Raw genomic sequence first — 17,253 nt, forward strand, 5'->3', positions numbered from 1 at the left:
GGAGGACTTTTCTTATTATATAGAGAGATCGAATTAAAAGTACATAAGAATGTGGTGGTTTAGAATGAATGAAGTTAATTTATCAAATAGGCTAAAAACTGTGGCTGATTATATACCAAAGAATGCTGTGCTGGCAGACATCGGCTCTGATCATGCTTACTTGCCCTGCTACGCCCTTTTAAACGGCTTGGCAGCATCGGCTGTTGCTGGGGAAGTCGTTCAGGGGCCGTTTCAGTCTGCCAAGAAGCAAGTCCAAAAAAGCGGACTTGAGGATGTCATATCGGTTCGTTTAGGAAGCGGGCTTGATGTCATTGATCCTAATGAAGTAACGTGCATCACAATTGCGGGAATGGGCGGAGCATTAATAGAAAAAATCCTTGAAGCTGGAAAAGAAAAATTATCTGGTGTTCAGAGGCTGATTCTTCAGCCCAACATTCATGCACATCATGTAAGAAGATGGCTGCTTGACAACGGCTGGGAACTGATAAATGAAGAAATATTGGAAGAAGACGGAAAGATCTATGAGATTCTTATTGCAGAAAAGGGTGAACCAAAAGCTCCATATCAGCATATTTCCCTGCAAAAAGGCTTGCTTGTCGGTCCTTTTTTGATGAAGGAGAAAACAGAACCGTTCATTAAGAAATGGACGCAGGAAATTGAGCATAACAGACGGATTTTAACTAGTATAGAAAGTGCGGCACTTAGCCCAGGGAATGAAGCAAAGAAGAAAGAGCTGAATGATTTGATTGAAATGCTTGAGGAGGTTACAAGGAAATGAGCAAAATACCTAACGGCTTTGAAATCATCCAATTGTTCGAATCGTTTTCGAAAAAAGAATATGCCATGGAAGGCGATAAGATTGGCCTGCAAATAGGAACTTTGAATAAACCTATTCATGGCGTGTTAATCGCCCTCGATGTTCTGGGTGAAGTAGTTGATGAAGCAATCGAAAAAAATGCGAATTTAATTATCGCTCATCATCCGCCAATATTCCGTCCTCTTAAAAACCTGGCGACAGATCAGCCGGGGGGCGCACTGCTTGAAAAATGCATTAAACATGACATCGCTGTTTACGCAGCACATACCAATTTAGATGTTGCTGCAGGCGGTGTGAATGATTTACTTGCAGAAGCTCTCCAGCTAACAGACACAGAGGTCCTTGTTGACACCTATCAGGAGGAAATGAAGAAGCTGGCCGTCTATGTACCAAAAGATCACGCGGACGATCTCAGGGCTGTTCTGGGGCAATCAGGTGCAGGCCATATTGGCATGTACAGTCATTGTACATTCTCATCAAATGGAACTGGAAGCTTTCTTCCTCTTGATGGAACAGATCCTTATATAGGCCAATCAGGAAAAATTGAGTTTGTAGAAGAAGAGAGAATTGAAACAATCATTCCGGCAAGTAAGCAGCGGAAGATTGTTTCCGCTATGCTGAAAGCTCACCCTTACGAGGAACCTGCATTTGATCTTTTTCCAGTTGAAGGGCAGAACAAACCTTTAGGTTTAGGACGCTTAGGCTTGCTTGAGAACGACATGACATTGTCTGAATTTGCAGAGCATGTGAAAGAGAAGCTTGATGTTCCATGTGTAAGAATGGTAGGGAATAAGGATGCAAAGATACGAAAAGTTGCTGTGCTCGGAGGGGACGGAAATAAATACATCCACCAGGCAAAACGCAAGGGAGCCGATGTCTATGTTACCGGGGACCTTTATTATCATGTAGCTCATGATGCCATGATGATGGGCTTAAATGTGATTGATCCGGGTCACAATGTAGAGAAAGTCATGAAAAAAGGGGTAACAGATCTGCTGCTTTCTATGTGTGAAGAAAAGAAATTTGAGGTCAGTATCTTCCCTTCGGAAATTCATACAGATCCATTTACATTTGTTTAACATAAAAAACCGCTGGAGTTGATTACCAGCGGTTTTGTTTGAGCTTTATTTGACTGCTTTAACTTTCGGCAGTATTTTTTGAAGAGGAACATTATGCTGGATGTTCCATGTCAGCGTATTTTCCGGATCGTACTTTTCAAGGAATTGAATGACTTCTTTTGTAATAGGAGTAGGAGTTGAGGCGCCGGCAGTGATTGCAACTCTTTTAACTCCTTCAAACCATTCAAGCTTCAGTTCGCTTATATCTGATACTCTGTAGGCTTTTGTTCCTGCTATTTCTTCAGAAACCTGTGCAAGCCGATTTGAGTTGTTGCTCTTTGGATCCCCAACGACAATCGTAAGGTCAGCATCTTTTGCCTGCTCTGCAACAGCTTCCTGCCGAACTTGGGTAGCCAGGCAAATCTCCTGATGATATTCTACATGCGGATATTTTTCTTTCACGCGCTCCATTATGTCATAAACATCCCATTGACTCATGGTCGTCTGATTGGTGACGACAATTTTATCGTTTTGGAAAGTAAGAGCATCAACATCTTCTTCTGTTTCCACTAAATGGACAATGTCAGGTGCTACCCCGACAGCTCCTTCAGGCTCAGGATGCGACTTTTTCCCAATGTAGATAACATGATATCCTAAAGCTTTTTTTTCACGAATTAAATCATGTGTTTTTGTCACATCAGGGCATGTGGCATCAAGCGTAATGAGACCTTTCTCTGAAGCGATTTTTCTGACTTCCGGAGAAACACCGTGGGCTGTAAAAATAACGGTGCCGCTTTCTACTTGTTCAAGTATTTCCATGCGGTTGCTGCCATCCAATGTAATAATGCCTTCTTCTTCAAAAGCGTCAGTAACGTGTTTATTGTGAACAATCATGCCCAAAATATAAATAGGCCTTGGCAAAGTTTTATCTAAAGCGGCATTCTTTGCAATAACCATGGCATCAACGACACCATAGCAATATCCCCGCGGTGCAATCTTAATAACTTCCATTAAAGGATCCTCCTAGAGAGAAGTTCGAGAGAGAATAGAAAAAAGCCAAAGAAAGGCTTTTGGCTCTCGTAATCTCTTATTATTATAGCGGAGACTGCAGAAGAATACAAAGAAGAATGTCAGATATACAGCTTTGGAGCAGATGCGCCTTTTACAGCTGGTGCTTTCACCTGTTCTTCATTTACGGCCTTCTTAGGCGAGCTGCTGACAGCTGTGTCTGCATCAGACGGTGCAGCACTTGAAACTTCAGCAGAGGTATTTTCTTCATTTGATTCTGTGCTTTCCTCGTCGCCCGAACCTCCGCCTTTTAATTCACTGTAAATTTTAATCATGGCAGGAAGGTTTCTGACCAGAGGCCCATATTGCTGAACCATAGGTGTGACTTGCTGAGCCATGCCCAGAACTTTTTGTACGTTTCCAAGCATGCTGGATAAATTGGCGGGATTGGTTATTCCCTGCAGACCCTGGGCTGCATTGGCAGCACTTGCGGCACCTTGGCCGCCCCCAGGAAGAAATCTTGAGAGAATTCCTTTAATGCCGCTTCCTCTTCCCATTGCCTGCTGACCGAATTGCTGACCGAATTGCTGCGCGCCAAACGGCTGTCCGCCAAATCCCGGCTGTCCAAACTGCGATGAAAAGGGTCCCATTTGCTGTCCGAAAGGCTGGAAGGAACGAGGCGGTCCAAATCCCCTGGCTTGCTGATTTCCAAAAGGCTGGTTTGAAAACGGCTGACCGCCCATTTGCATTCTTTGAGGCTGGAAACCTCTAGAAGACATTGGAGGCATAGGTCTTTGCTGAAACATGATGATCCTCCTTTTAAACTAACGCGTATACTACCTACACATTATGCAGAATCAGCTTAAAAGGTTTGCGCGTCTGAAAGAATAGGCGGAATCGATTGGAGTTTTTCTCATAAATCGTATATAATGTTTTGATGGACAACCGTGTCTTATTTTTTGGCTGTTATTGCAAGGATTGTTGTACTTCGCAAAAAGAATAATTCCCTTCCTTTATTAGAACTGTGCTCTTTTCTTGTAAAGTGTAATAAATGAAACCTTTTGCCGGGACAAACTTTCAGGTTAACACCCGAAAAACAGCAAGGTCTTAGAATAGAGCCTATATTATTAATTTACTCATCAAGGAGATGATGAACATGGAACAAACTAAGTTCACTCAGTTTCCATTTAAGCCTTTTATAATAGATGCTGTCAAAGCGCTGGGTTTTTATGAACCGACTGAAATACAAGCACGCTTATTCCCTTCACTATTAAAAGGGGAAACAGCTATAGGGCAATCACAAACAGGCACAGGGAAAACACATGCTTATTTATTGCCTCTCATTCAAAGGATTGATCCCTCAAATAAAAACGTACAAGTTGTGATTACCGCCCCTACAAGAGAACTGGCCAATCAAATTTATCAGGATGCCTTGCATGTTCTTAAATTTGCACCGGAAAATGAAACAATTTCTGCAAAATGTTTTATTGGCGGAACTGACAAGCAGCGCACAATTGATAAACTGAAAAGCCAGCCTCAGCTTGTCATCGGAACGCCGGGAAGAATTAAGGATTTAATTGCTGAAAAAGCTCTTTTTGTTCATCAGGCAAAAGCATTAGTTGTTGATGAAGCAGATCTCATGCTTGATATGGGATTCATTGAAGACGTTGATAAAATTGGCGGAAATATGCCCGAAAAACTTCAAATCCTTGTTTTTTCAGCTACAATTCCTGAAAAATTAAAGCCTTTCTTGAAAAAATATATGGAAAACCCTAAATTTACTCACGTTGCTCCAAAGCAGGCAACAGCGAAAAAAATCAAGCACGTATTAGTGCCTTTGCGACACCGTAATAAAACAAATCTTTTATTTGAAATGCTGAAAAACTACAACCCTTATTTAGCTATTGTTTTTACTAACACAAAGAAAAAAGCAGATGAGGTAGCGGACGGACTGATTGCTAAAGGTTTTAAAGTCGGCCGCATTCACGGCGATCTATCGCCAAGAGACCGCAAAAAAATGATGAAGCAAATTAATGATCTGGATTATCAGTATGTTGTAGCAACAGATCTTGCTTCAAGAGGCATTGATATTGACGGAGTAAGCCACGTCATTAATTTTGAGCTCCCAAGTGATCTTGATTTTTATATTCACCGTGTGGGACGTACAGGACGCGCAGATTATTCCGGTATTGCAGCAACGATCTATGAGCCGGCTAATGAAGATGCGTTAATTACCCTTGAAAAATTAGGGATTGAATTTGAAAATCAGGATCTCGTAAACGGCGAGTGGAAAAAAGTCGAGGACCGCAAACGCAGACAAAAACGCGTAAGACCTTCAGACGGCGTCGATCAGATGGCAAAAAGCAAGGTTAGAAAACCAAAAAGTGTAAAACCCGGATACAAAAAGAAACTGACGAGAGAAATGGACGAAATTAAAAAACGTCAAAGAAGATTGAATCAAAAGCGCAAGTAGGAGGAGAAGAGATGCTGAAAATAGGATCACATGTATCAATGAGCGGGAAAAAGATGCTGCTTGCTGCAAGTGAGGAAGCAGTATCTTACGGTGCGAATACGTTCATGATCTATACTGGAGCACCTCAGAATACTAGACGAAAAAAAATTGAAGAGCTGAATATTGAAGCCGGTCAGGCCCATATGCGGGAAAATGGAATAGTTGATATAGTTGTTCATGCACCTTATATCATCAATATCGGCAATACCACAAACCCTGCAACCTTTGAACTTGGCGTGCAATTTTTACGGTCTGAAATGGACAGGTCGCATGCTCTTGGAGCAAAACAAATTGTCCTGCATCCAGGTGCTCATGTTGGAGCGGGTTCTGAAATAGGCATAAAAAAAATCATTGAAGGACTCAATGAAGTTCTAGATAGAGAAGAACATGTTCAAATCGCTCTTGAGACAATGGCCGGAAAAGGCTCTGAGTGCGGCCGTTCATTTGAAGAACTTGCACAGATTATTGAGGGTGTCACTCATAATGAGCACCTTTCAGTTTGCTTTGATACGTGCCATACACATGATGCCGGATATGATATTATTAATGATTTTGATGGTGTCCTGCAGCAATTTGATTCTGTTATCGGACTGGACAGGCTGAAGGTGCTTCACATTAATGACAGCAAAAATATCTCTGGAGCCCGCAAGGACCGCCATGAGAACATCGGATTTGGCCATATCGGATTTAAGGCATTAAATAACATCGTTCATCATCCTGAGCTTGCAGATGTGCCAAAAATTCTTGAAACTCCATATGTAGGTGAAGATAAAAAAGATAAAAAACCGCCATATCAATTTGAGATTGATATGCTGCGCGGGAAAGAATTCAATCCTGATCTTTTGAACCTAATCCGCAATCAGGCATAAGTAAAGCGCAAGCGCCCGTTCTGGCCGAGTAGTCAGGCGACTCCGCTTGCCTTCGAAGCGCAAAATTTTATACTTTCTTACAACTAAAAAAAGAAAGCTGTCGGAGCAAATCGACAGCTTTTTATCCTATAAATTGCTGAAACAATTGGTTCACTTGCTGCGCTGTGGCAGGCGAAGTAATGGCAGCTACCTTTTTTAATAGGCGGATTCGCTCAGCATCATCAAAAATATTAATGTTTTTGCCCCGGATGATTCTTACGATTTGCTGAGCCTGGGTTCTGTCAATGGCAAGGCTGTTCTGCTTAGCAAGCTGAAGCAATCCATCAGCATCCAATGAGTTGAGTTTCTGGTTGACAATCTTTTGAAATAGTATCACGTACATACCTCCTTCACCATTCAATGTATGGTGAAGTTTTAGGAAAAGTGCCTAATTTATTATAAAAAGATAGGGGGATTATTCATATGACAAAAAAACAGCATAAAAAAGAAAGTACTGGGCGACTGATCACAAGACTGATTTTGATCATTATTGGTGCAGCGCTGGCAGCTGTCTCGATTGAGCTGTTCCTTATCCCCAATCAGATTATTGACGGAGGGATTATCGGGATCTCGCTTATCGTTGATCACATTACACCAGACAGTCTGTCATTTATCAATTTCGGAACACTGGTCGTCATTTTGAATTTGCCTTTCATGTATTACGGCTATAAGCAAATTGGGAAAACGTTTATGATCTCCTCTATTTTCGGGATTGTCTTTCTCGCAATCATCGAGAGTATGCTGCATCATGTCGAAGCCTTTACAGCGGAGCCGATTTTGGCTACTGTATTTGGAGGTTTAATTCTTGGGGTAGGTGTAGGATTGGTCATACGAAACGGCGGTTCAATGGACGGAACTGAAATTTTAGGCATTTTACTTACTAAAAAGCTGCCGTTTTCAGTAGGAGAATTTGTGATGTTTATTAACATATTCATTTTTGCCTGGGCAGCATTTGTTTTCGGTGCAGAGCAAGCTATGTATTCGGTCATGGCTTACTATATTGCTTTTAAAACGATTGATACTGTTATACAGGGATTAGACGAAACTAAGGCAGTAATTATTGTTTCTGATTACTACGAAGATGTATCAGACACCATTCTTCAAAGGCTTGGGCGCGGCACCACAAAATTAAAAGGCAAAGGCGGATATACCGATGATGAAAAAGAAGTCATCTATGTCGTTGTAACAAGGCTTGAAGTAACGAAGCTTAAATCGATTGTCCATGAAATTGATACAAATGCCTTTATTACAATAATGAATACCCAAGAAACAAAAGGGACGAATTTTAAGTCAGCGATACATTAATTTCTTAATAGATCAAAACAAGTTTCTTGCTCTTTTTAGTACAATCTTGTATAATCTCTATGTTAAAGATCAGACATTGGTTTCTGATCTTTTTTTACGATTTTAAATCGGAACCATTCTTAAACTAGAAGGTGAAATTAATGAATCAGCCTATTATTGATATCCGTCATTTATCATTCACATATGACCGCACTAAAGTGCTTGAAGATGTTCATTTTAAGGTAAGAGAGGGTGACTTCCTGGGACTCGTCGGACCAAACGGTTCTGGAAAGACAACCCTGCTGAAATGTCTTCTCGGTCTATTAAAGCCCGATGCGGGAGAGATTTTTCTTTTCGGAGAAGATATCCGCAAATTTAAAGAGTGGCACAAAATTGGATTTGTTTCCCAAAAAGCAAACAGTTTTAATACAGGCTTTCCGGCATCTGTATACGAAGTAGTTGCGAGCGGACTGACATCTAAATTAGGTTTGTTTAAAATGCTGAAACCGGCCCATCATGAAAAAGTAAAAGCTGCAATTAAGGCTGTCGGTTTAGAACAGCTGTCAAAACGGAATATCGGTGAACTTTCAGGCGGCCAGCAGCAGCGGACATTCATTGCAAGGGCGCTTGTAAGTGACCCGAAATTGCTCATCCTTGATGAGCCGACAGTCGGAGTTGATGCTCAAACAGTTCAGAGTTTCTACGAAATGCTGAAAAATTTAAACACTGAAATGGGAATTACTTTGATTCTTGTCACACATGATGTAGGGACCATCACAGATAAAGTAACTCACGTAGCCTGTTTAAATAAACATTTGCATTTCCACGGAAATACACAGGAATTCGAAAGCCTGCAGAACTCTGATATGTCTGACTTTTATGGTCATTCTGTTCATGTATTAACTCACGATCACCATGATCATGGGGGAAGATAAAATGATAAATAGTATCCTTAATTATGAATTTTTACAAAATGCATTTTTGGCAGGAATTCTCATCGGACTGATTGCACCTCTTCTCGGTGTTTTTGTTGTCGTAAGAAGACTTTCTTTAATAGCGGATGCACTTAGTCATGTGACTTTGGCTGGGATTGCAGCGAGCTTGCTTCTTGAGAAAAAAGTGCTTGGCATGTCAGGGCTCAATCCAATTTATTTAGGGATGGGCTTTTCTGTGGCAGGGTCTTTGTTTATTGAAAAGCTGAGAGCTGTCTATAAGCATTTTCAGGAGCTTGCCATTCCGATTATCCTTTCAGCCGGAGTAGGATTGAGCGTGATTTTTATATCACTTGCGGATGGATTTAATACGGATTTATTTAATTATCTTTTCGGAAGTGTCAGTGCAGTAACGAGAACGGATTTATGGGTGATCACTGCCATTTCAGTGTTTGTTCTCATTGTCGTTTTTGCGTTATTTAAAGAACTGTTTTTGCTGTCATTCGATGAGGAACACGCTGCAGCATCAGGCATCCATTCTAAGTGGATTCACTTTATTTTTATTTTAACGGTTGCTCTTGTCATTGCTGCTTCTATGAGAATCGTCGGCATATTATTAGTATCTTCTCTAATGACTCTGCCGGTTGCAGCAAGTATTCGAATTGCAAAAGGGTTTAAACAGGCAATATTCTTTTCTGTACTCTTTGGAGAAATCTCTGTTATTATTGGATTAGTGCTGGCTTATCAATTAGATCTAGCTCCAGGAGGAACGATTGTTATGCTTTCAGTCGTCATCCTGATACTGTCGATACTATGGACCAAAATAAAAAGGGGTCAGTAAGATGAATGTTCAAGAAGCTCTTCTTCTTATGAAGGAAAAAGGATATAAGTACACAAGCAAGCGCGAAGAAATGCTTGAATTATTCGCGCAGTCAAATAAATATTTAACAGCAAGAGATGTTCTTGAAAAAATGAAATCGGATTATCCGGGATTAAGCTTTGATACCATTTACCGCAATCTTTCTTTGTTTGCCGAAATGGGCATACTGGAAACAACAGAACTGTCAGGGGAAAAACATTTTCGATTTTTATGCGGAACGAAGCATCATCACCATCATTTCATTTGCATGAATTGCGGGAAGACGAAAGAAATTGCTTCTTGCCCTATGGAAAAATTGAAAGAGAATTTAAGCGGGTATGAAATCAGCGGACATAAATTTGAGATATACGGCACTTGTCCTGAGTGCCATGAACATACCGTGTAATCACAGTACAAAAAAGCTTGCGAAGTTTCGCAAGCTTTTTTGTGTCTATTAGTGTTAGCGTAAAACGGGAAGTGTGTTTATTTTGTAGGAATTTACCCATTCTCTCGCTTCAAGCCAATTATTTACACGGATGACCCCACTAGGAATGGGATCCTGATTGTATGGAGTATCAAACAATATAACAGGAATGTTAAATTCCTCGCTGATCATACAGGCATTATCATGCTTGTCCTCAAAAAAGACGTCAATTTTGTTTTCACGGACCGCACCTAGTTTATCATGCGTTCCAATCAGGTCAATTTGATGATAAAATAATTCATTGCGCTTAAACCAGTCAAATGTCACATCGCGCAAATGACTTCTGCGCGCACTGATAAATAGGAGTTTATGGGTCTTCTTCCATTCATCAAGCACTAACTTTGCATCGATCGCCATAGGTGCATCTTTGTATATTAGCGGTTCTTGCTCATCCATCCACTTCCAGAAATCCGCTTCTGAAATGTTAAGTAATTTAGTCAGGTCATATTCCTTCATATCATCAAGCGTAATGTTTATGCCAAATGATTTGTTTAAATATGGAACGAATGTTTCAGGTGAAGTAACGGTTCCATCAATATCAATCCCTAATCGCAGCATCATGCACTCTCTCCCTTGCTGTCTGAACTATACTAGTTAGTGTATCATAATCCGTTCTTACAATCACAGTAATCTTTAACAGTTATATGGAAAGGTTGTGCGGTTCATACTATAAATGTTCCTTTACTATATGAATGGAGGGATCACGCATGGCAGATGAGAAACATTATGATTATCACGGAAACATTAAAGAATATGATCTCCGTGAAGATGAAGTTGGCTACAACAGACCAGATATGCGGGATGATTATAAAGAAGAAACAGCGGCTGAAATTGCAGCTCCTGCAACCCTAAGAAGAGATGCAGACTACGACCGTCACGAAGAAAAGGAAGGAACAGTTGATGACGGACGCAGAATGGGGTATTTGGCTATCGTCCTCTCTGTTATTTCTTTGCTGATATTCCCGGTTATTTTAGGAGCAGCAGGGATTATCGTAGGATTTATTGCGCGACGCAGAGGAGCAGAAGGATTAGGCGGATGGGCGATTGGTATTGGTATCGTCTCATTAATCCTTGGGATTTTCATTTTGCCCTTCTTTTAAGGAAATAAAAAAACAAGCTTGGCATTTATGCCAAGCTTGTTTTTATTGAATTTCGGCAGCGGCTTTTTCAGCTGCCTGTTTTGCATAATATTCTTCAGCAATTTTATCAATTTCTTTTTTCAGCTCTTCTACCATGGTTTCCTCAGGCACTTTTCGGACAATTTGCCCTTTCATGAAAAGAAGTCCTTCTTTTCTGGCGCCTGCAATTCCAATGTCAGCTTCTCTTGCTTCACCAGGTCCATTTACTGCACAGCCTAAAACCGCAACTTTAATTGGAGCCTTAATCGTTGAAATATACTCTTCAACCTCGTTTGCGATGCTGATTAAATCAATTTCAATCCGCCCGCAGGTAGGACATGAAATAAGTGTTGCTGCGTTTGAAGACAGTCCAAAAGATTTTAATAACTCTCTTGCAACTTTTACTTCTTCAACTGGATCGGCGCTTAGTGAGATGCGCAGCGTGTTCCCGATGCCTTTGCTCAGGATGGCACCAAGGCCGGCAGCACTTTTTACGGTGCCTGAAAATAAAGTGCCTGACTCTGTAATGCCTAAATGAAGCGGATAATCAAAAGCTTTGGCTGCTTTTTCATATGCTTCAATCGCCAGGTTCACATCTGAAGCTTTCATCGATACGATAATATCGTGAAAATCCAGATCTTCAAGTATTTTTATATGATGAAGGGCACTTTCAACCATGCCGTCTGCTGTTGGATAACCGTATTTTTCAATAATGCGCTTTTCTAAAGAACCGGCATTAACCCCAATGCGAATTGGAATACCTTTTTCTTTTGCAGCTTTTACAACGGCTTCTACTTTTTCACGTCTGCCGATATTGCCCGGGTTGATTCTGATTTTATCTGCTCCGCCCTCAATTGCCTTAAGCGCAAGTTTGTAATCAAAATGAATATCTACAACAAGTGGAATATTAATGCGTTTTTTAATTTCTGCTATTGCATCGGCTGCACGTTCATCCGGACAGGCGACACGAACAATTTGACAGCCTGCTTCTTCTAATCGCAGGATTTCAGCGACCGTAGCTTCCACATCGTGTGTTTTCGTCGTTGTCATACTTTGGATGACTAATTCATTGTTTCCGCCGATTGTTAAATTGCCAACTTTAACAGGACGGGTTTTGGTACGATGTATGATTTCACTCACGTGTAAATCGCTCCTTAAATTAATAATCATGGTTCTATATTATCATGTTAACCATTTTTATCGTTCAATGCGAGAAATTGTGCTTTCCCTCACATATTGTAACAGTGTGTGCTTAATATTGACAAGAATTATGAAGCAACTTCTTTTTCATAAAGTGGAAATTTATATGTTTTTCCCACTTGAATAGTGTCAGCTTTTACATTTGGATTCAGCTTTTCGAAATCCTGCCTGATTTGATCGATGGGCACCGGGAATTGTTTATGAAGCTGCTCGACAATTGTCAGCACGGTTTCTCCCTGACTGATCTTTTTTTCGGTATATGGCTTAGAACCCGCGGATACTGCTTCTGCAGCAGGCTCTTCTACTTTACCTTGAGGATTTATGGAAATGGTGCCGCTGTTCATATCATAGTAGACGATATACATCAGAAATATAAATAAAATGAAGATCATAAGACGCTTCAATAAAATCATCTCCCACTTGAATTCACGATAGTTATTTCTATGCTTGTCCCAATTAAATATGTCCTTTTTATATAAAAAAGAGGGAAAAAGTCCTCCAATTCATTAAAATGACAAGGAATTCTTAAGAAATTAATGATGGCTTTACACGTGCTTAATAAATATTTGGGATAATTTTCATGAATCGATGGGAAGGATGAACCAAAATGAATTTATTTTTATTTCTAAAAGAAGCAGATACAAAACCTTTGCTTTCTAAGATCAGTCTTCAGACAAGGCTGCTCATCCTTGTGCTGTCTTTATTGATAGCCTCTATTGTGGCAGTGAGCTGTACTTCTTACGTGAAATCAAAGGCTGCGACTATGGATATGATTGAGGACCGTCTGCAGCGGGAGGTAAATACAACCGGAGAAATAGCTGGCAATTTAATGATTGCCTATCTTGGTGAAGAAGAGGAATTTTTAAAGAGATTTGACAAAGTTGTGCTGACCAATCAAGCTTCAGAGCTCATTCAGGATGGACTGAGTGCTGATTTCTATTTAATTAAAGAAAATAAGGCAAACCCATTTTCAGTAAGTGAAAATTCAAAGGTTGCATTTACTGAAAAGCTGATCAGCGACATCATGGAAAAAGACAATGGAATTTTTCACAAAAAGATAAACGGAGTTGACTACACATTATCCTTTAAGCAAGTTCAGGAATTAAAGGGACAGTTTTTAATAGCAGTACAGACAGAGAGCTACATGAATACAACAAAGGAGCTTGCCTCATTTTATTTATGGATGGTTCTTTTGAGCAGTCTTCTAACAACAGCAGTGCTTATCGTCGTGATCCGAAGTTTGACTAAACCTTTAGCTGTGCTCAGAAACACGATGAAGGAAGTCAGAGAAGGAGATTTAACTAAAAATATTCATGTAGAAACAACGATTCCTGAAATTAACTCTCTTATGAAAAGCTTTAACCAAATGATGAAACAAATGCAGAAGATGGTAGGCAACATTGATAAAACTACAGGGGATTTGTCTGTTACGGGGGAGCAGCTCAGAGAAGCCACTGATGATGTGATACTACATAATAGTCATCTTGTTGAGGCGATAAAGATAGTAAGAGCTGGAGCTGTACAGACAGCATCAAGCTCAGATCACAGTATTCATGCATTTGGGCAGATGAGAGATGAGCTAAAAGTTGTTTTTCAGGAAATGGAATTTCTATTCAGCAGCGCTTCAGATATGAATCAGTCCGCTAATCGCGGTGAAAAAAATGTATCTCAAATGATACAGACAATGAATTCATTTGAACAGGAATTTGAAAAGATGACAAATACAATTAGGGGGGTAAAGGAGCACTCTGTATCAATTGCAAATGTAGTAATGATTATTCAAGCCATTGCCGAACAGACTAAGCTTCTTGCTTTAAATGCTGCAATTGAAGCAGCTAGGGCTGGTGAAGCGGGAAATGGGTTCGCTGTAGTTGCGGGTGAAGTCAAAAAACTGGCTGAACAGTCAACAAAGGCAACTGGAGATATTACTAAATCCATCTTATCAATGGAAAATATATCATCTAGAGCATCAAAGGAGTTTGAACAAATGCTTGCTAACATCCATTCCCACCTTGATGTGGCTGCTCAATCCAGAGTATCATTTGATGAACTGATGAGTGAGATTGATATTGTAAACAGAAGGCTCTCAGGCATGAAAAAGCAGATTCAGCATTTGAACGCTACACTTCCAATTATGGAAAGATCGGCTGAAAGCTTTGCTTCCGTTTCTCAGGAGACACTTGCCAGTGCAGAACAGATGCTTGCTGCTTCTGAGGAGCAAATTGCCCAGATGAACAGAACCCACCAAATTGGGCAAAAAATAACGGATTTATCAAGAAATCTTTCCAGCGCTGCAAAAGAATATAAAGTGAGTTAAAAAAAGCGAACCTCTTGGCTGAAGGGGTTCGCTTTTATATTTGATTCTTATTTTTTCCGGGAAGCAGGAATTTCTTTTAGTGCAAGATACATGATGATCAGGTTAACAAACCAGTTCACAAAAATTCCGCTTGGTACGGATACTTGAAGAAACTCCATGATCATAAAGAAAACAGTGGAAAGCGTTACAGCATAGGCTGACATTACCCAAAGCTGTTTAAAATTAAGGTTTCGCTTCAAACTATTTTTAAAAAGGATGCTGATGAAAGCTAAAAAAGTAATTTCAATGAATTTGGAAGCTGCTGTAAACAGAAACAGCATAATAAGAACAACACTCAATACTATCGGAAACACACTTTCAAATTGAGAGGAGTATTGAGATAAGTCATCCTTTGTTAAAGTCATTGTATTCAGCATGGAATAATCATAGCTTTGAGCTTGGCCTGCAACAGCATAAACAAATTCATTTTTTAAAATGCCGATTCCGTTTTGCTTATTTTCAATCTCATCTGCTGTGAATGCGCCAGTTGGATCAAAAACAATAAATAAATCATCCTTTTTCAATTCAAGAGGTTCTGTGGTATCTGAAATTAAAGTGCCATCCTCTATTTTAAATTCAGGAAGGTCCTCCTGCAGGGTGGAATCTAATCCTTTCAGCAGTCCCGAAATGCCTGTGGTCATGTACACTGCCATGGGGAGAGTCGCAAGCAGGGTCAGTAAAAACACGTAAAGAATGGTTTTGCCGATTCCTTGAAATCTGAACATGGAAATCGATTTTGGAGAGTATAAACTTTTAGCAAACTGTTTAAAAATGTTCATTTATGTACACTTCCTTCATTATAATCCAGCTTTCATTTTATACATCTAAGAAGAAAGAAACAAGGCTGAAGGTATGCTGCTGATTAGAATGTTAAGATATTGTAAATTTTTAAGGAATTAGTGCTAAAAACCTTTACAAATAATCTACAATTCGTTAATAATTGGGGAGGTTGTAGAAAGTTGTCGATAAAAGATGTTAGGGGTTGAAATAGGTTGGATTTAGATATACAGAAAATGATATTTGAATTTCTTGGCGGCCTTGGGATTTTCTTATTTGGTATTAAATTTATGGGTGACGGACTGCAGAAATCTGCAGGCGACAGACTTCGGGACATCCTTGATAAATTTACAACAAATCCTTTAATGGGTGTTCTGGCCGGAATATTCGTAACAGTACTTCTCCAAACCAGCAGTGGCACCACCGTACTGACGGTAGGACTTGTCAGCGCAGGATTTATGAATTTGCGCCAGGCAATCGGAGTTATCATGGGTGCTAACATTGGTACAACTGTAACTGCATTTATCATTGGAATTAAAATATCAGATTACTCACTGCCTATCCTTTTTGCAGGAGCAGTGCTTCTCTTTTTCTTTAAAAACAAAAAAATTCATAATGTAGGTCAAATTGTTTTTGGTTTTGGCGCTCTTTTCTTCGGTCTTGAGCTTATGGGCGATGGAATGAAACCTCTTCGTTCATTGCAGGCGTTCCAAGATTTGACAGTTAGTATGAGTGATAATCCATTGCTTGGTGTTGTGATTGGAACCGTATTTACCGTGATCGTTCAAAGTTCAAGTGCCACAATCGGAATTCTGCAGGAGCTTCATGGGCTTGGTCTTATTGACATAAAAGCTGCATTGCCTGTTCTGTTTGGAGATAACATTGGTACAACGATTACTGCAGTGCTCGCATCAATTGGCGCTTCAGTTGCTGCAAGAAGGGCAGCATTGACGCACGTTATCTTTAATTTAATTGGAACAGCTATTTTCTTGTTGATTCTGCCTCTATTCACAGCATTCATCGGAATGCTGAAGGTGAATCTAGGTCTTAATCCAGAAATGACGATTGCATTTGCACATGGTACGTTTAATTTAACAAATACGCTTATTCAGCTTCCTTTCATTGGATTTCTTGCATTTATAGTGACCAAGCTAATACCTGGAGAGGATTCATTGATAGAATATAAAGCAAAACATTTAGATCCACTTTTCATAGACCAATCTTCATCTATTGCGCTTGGACAGGCAAAAGAAGAAATTCTCCGTATGGGTCAATTTGCGACTCTCGGACTTGAAGAAGCAAATCAATATCTTAAATCAAACTTGCCAAAGCATTCAGAAACTGCATATCAAATAGAGGATGCAATCAATAATCTTGACCGTAAGATCACGGATTATCTAGTGCTTATCTCCAGAGCCGAAATGTCAGCGGTAGAATCTGAAGAACATTCTACACTGATGGATACCGTTCGGGACATCGAGCGCGTGGGTGATCATTTCGAAAATATTGTTGAGCTTGTTGATTATCAATTATCAAATAAAGTAAAGCTTACTGAGTCTGCACTTGCAGATTTGGATGAAATGTTTACACTGACTATCCAAACATTAAAAGATGCGATTTCAGCATTAGATGACAAAGACACATCCCTCGCATCTAAAGTAATGAAATCAGAAGAGCAAATTGATAAAATGGAGCGCATGCTCCGCAAAAAACACATCCTCCGTATTAACGAAGGAAGCTGTACAGGTCAAGCAGGCATTGTGTTTGTTGACATTATCAGCAACCTTGAAAGAATCGGTGATCATTCAGTAAATATTGCAGAGGCAGTTTTAGGCTACCGTAAATAATGTTTAAAAAAGAATGATTCAGTTATAATGAAAGCAAGGGCTTATGCTCTTGCTTTTTTTACATATGTTTTAAAAGAGATCAAGAAATGGTGG

At 39.9% G+C, this 17,253-nt stretch carries 18 protein-coding genes; 11 read left to right on the forward strand and 7 right to left on the reverse strand.

Annotated features, from left to right (window positions below; genetic code table 11):
* Positions 1-64: 64 nt before the first annotated feature.
* Together GJU41_RS18605 and GJU41_RS18610 are read left to right on the forward strand one after the other, a co-directional pair.
* Positions 65-778, forward strand: coding sequence for a tRNA (adenine(22)-N(1))-methyltransferase (locus GJU41_RS18605; RefSeq protein ID WP_070875449.1), 714 nt, complete (start codon positions 65-67; stop codon positions 776-778).
* Positions 775-1,896 carry a Nif3-like dinuclear metal center hexameric protein gene (locus tag GJU41_RS18610; protein ID WP_070875450.1) on the forward strand — a complete coding sequence of 374 codons (1,122 nt, stop codon included), beginning with the start codon at positions 775-777 and terminating at the stop codon, positions 1,894-1,896. The genes GJU41_RS18605 and GJU41_RS18610 overlap by 4 nt, the downstream gene beginning before the upstream one ends.
* A 45-nt stretch (positions 1,897-1,941) precedes the next feature.
* Here GJU41_RS18610 and GJU41_RS18615 read toward each other — a convergent pair whose 3' ends face one another.
* Positions 1,942-2,886, reverse strand: a complete 945-nt coding sequence (locus GJU41_RS18615) for a 4-hydroxy-3-methylbut-2-enyl diphosphate reductase (protein WP_070875451.1) — start codon at positions 2,884-2,886, stop codon at positions 1,942-1,944.
* A 119-nt stretch (positions 2,887-3,005) separates the two neighbouring features.
* Positions 3,006-3,689 carry a VrrA/YqfQ family protein gene (vrrA, locus tag GJU41_RS18620; protein ID WP_070875452.1) on the reverse strand — a complete coding sequence of 228 codons (684 nt, stop codon included), beginning with the start codon at positions 3,687-3,689 and terminating at the stop codon, positions 3,006-3,008.
* A gap of 350 nt (positions 3,690-4,039) precedes the next feature.
* On the opposite strand from vrrA, the gene GJU41_RS18625 reads away from it, so the two are divergent.
* Together GJU41_RS18625 and GJU41_RS18630 are read left to right on the forward strand one after the other, a co-directional pair.
* Positions 4,040-5,356 (forward strand): DEAD/DEAH box helicase, encoded by a 1,317-nt coding sequence (locus GJU41_RS18625; RefSeq protein WP_070875453.1) that lies wholly within the window; start codon positions 4,040-4,042, stop codon positions 5,354-5,356.
* A gap of 11 nt (positions 5,357-5,367) precedes the next feature.
* Entirely contained in the window at positions 5,368-6,264 is an 897-nt protein-coding gene (locus tag GJU41_RS18630) for a deoxyribonuclease IV (protein WP_070875454.1), read from the forward strand.
* A 121-nt stretch (positions 6,265-6,385) separates the two neighbouring features.
* Here the strand turns inward: GJU41_RS18630 and GJU41_RS18635 are convergent, their stop codons facing one another.
* A complete protein-coding gene (locus GJU41_RS18635) occupies positions 6,386-6,646 on the reverse strand; it encodes a DUF2624 domain-containing protein (protein WP_154319245.1) in 261 nt (86 codons plus the stop codon).
* A gap of 80 nt (positions 6,647-6,726) precedes the next feature.
* On the opposite strand from GJU41_RS18635, the gene GJU41_RS18640 reads away from it, so the two are divergent.
* The 4 genes from GJU41_RS18640 to zur all read left to right on the forward strand — a co-directional run bounded on the left by GJU41_RS18640 (position 6,727) and on the right by zur (position 9,784).
* Positions 6,727-7,608 (forward strand): YitT family protein, encoded by an 882-nt coding sequence (locus GJU41_RS18640; RefSeq protein ID WP_070875456.1) that lies wholly within the window; start codon positions 6,727-6,729, stop codon positions 7,606-7,608.
* A 140-nt stretch (positions 7,609-7,748) separates the two neighbouring features.
* Positions 7,749-8,522 carry a metal ABC transporter ATP-binding protein gene (locus tag GJU41_RS18645; protein WP_070875457.1) on the forward strand — a complete coding sequence of 258 codons (774 nt, stop codon included), beginning with the start codon at positions 7,749-7,751 and terminating at the stop codon, positions 8,520-8,522.
* 1 nt (position 8,523) lies between these two features.
* Positions 8,524-9,360, forward strand: coding sequence for a metal ABC transporter permease (locus GJU41_RS18650; RefSeq protein ID WP_070875458.1), 837 nt, complete (start codon positions 8,524-8,526; stop codon positions 9,358-9,360).
* Between the two features lies 1 nt (position 9,361).
* A complete protein-coding gene (gene zur / locus GJU41_RS18655; RefSeq protein WP_070875459.1) occupies positions 9,362-9,784 on the forward strand; it encodes a zinc uptake transcriptional repressor Zur in 423 nt (140 codons plus the stop codon).
* Between the two features lie 54 nt (positions 9,785-9,838).
* Here the strand turns inward: zur and GJU41_RS18660 are convergent, their stop codons facing one another.
* Positions 9,839-10,420: a hypothetical protein gene (locus GJU41_RS18660; RefSeq protein ID WP_070875544.1), complete on the reverse strand. Its 582-nt coding sequence runs from the start codon at positions 10,418-10,420 to the stop codon at positions 9,839-9,841.
* 236 nt (positions 10,421-10,656) lie between these two features.
* Here GJU41_RS18660 and GJU41_RS18665 point away from each other — a divergent pair, with 236 nt between their 5' ends.
* Positions 10,657-10,962 carry a hypothetical protein gene (locus tag GJU41_RS18665; RefSeq protein WP_396653228.1) on the forward strand — a complete coding sequence of 102 codons (306 nt, stop codon included), beginning with the start codon at positions 10,657-10,659 and terminating at the stop codon, positions 10,960-10,962.
* Between the two features lie 42 nt (positions 10,963-11,004).
* On the opposite strand, the gene ispG is transcribed toward GJU41_RS18665, so the two are convergent.
* Both ispG and GJU41_RS18675 read right to left on the reverse strand, forming a co-directional pair.
* Positions 11,005-12,111: a flavodoxin-dependent (E)-4-hydroxy-3-methylbut-2-enyl-diphosphate synthase gene (gene ispG / locus GJU41_RS18670; protein WP_251625510.1), complete on the reverse strand. Its 1,107-nt coding sequence runs from the start codon at positions 12,109-12,111 to the stop codon at positions 11,005-11,007.
* A gap of 137 nt (positions 12,112-12,248) precedes the next feature.
* Entirely contained in the window at positions 12,249-12,584 is a 336-nt protein-coding gene (locus GJU41_RS18675) for a hypothetical protein (protein WP_070875462.1), read from the reverse strand.
* 203 nt (positions 12,585-12,787) lie between these two features.
* Here GJU41_RS18675 and GJU41_RS18680 point away from each other — a divergent pair, with 203 nt between their 5' ends.
* Positions 12,788-14,497 carry a methyl-accepting chemotaxis protein gene (locus tag GJU41_RS18680; RefSeq protein WP_070875463.1) on the forward strand — a complete coding sequence of 570 codons (1,710 nt, stop codon included), beginning with the start codon at positions 12,788-12,790 and terminating at the stop codon, positions 14,495-14,497.
* A 47-nt stretch (positions 14,498-14,544) separates the two neighbouring features.
* On the opposite strand, the gene GJU41_RS18685 is transcribed toward GJU41_RS18680, so the two are convergent.
* Entirely contained in the window at positions 14,545-15,315 is a 771-nt protein-coding gene (locus tag GJU41_RS18685; protein ID WP_070875464.1) for a DUF1189 domain-containing protein, read from the reverse strand.
* A 234-nt stretch (positions 15,316-15,549) separates the two neighbouring features.
* Here GJU41_RS18685 and GJU41_RS18690 point away from each other — a divergent pair, with 234 nt between their 5' ends.
* On the forward strand, positions 15,550-17,160 hold the full coding sequence (locus tag GJU41_RS18690) for a Na/Pi cotransporter family protein (protein WP_070875545.1): 1,611 nt from the start codon (positions 15,550-15,552) through the stop codon (positions 17,158-17,160).
* Positions 17,161-17,253: the final 93 nt, after the last annotated feature.

Source organism: Metabacillus idriensis (assembly GCF_009674765.1).
GTDB lineage: Bacteria > Bacillota > Bacilli > Bacillales > Bacillaceae > Bacillus_P > Bacillus_P idriensis.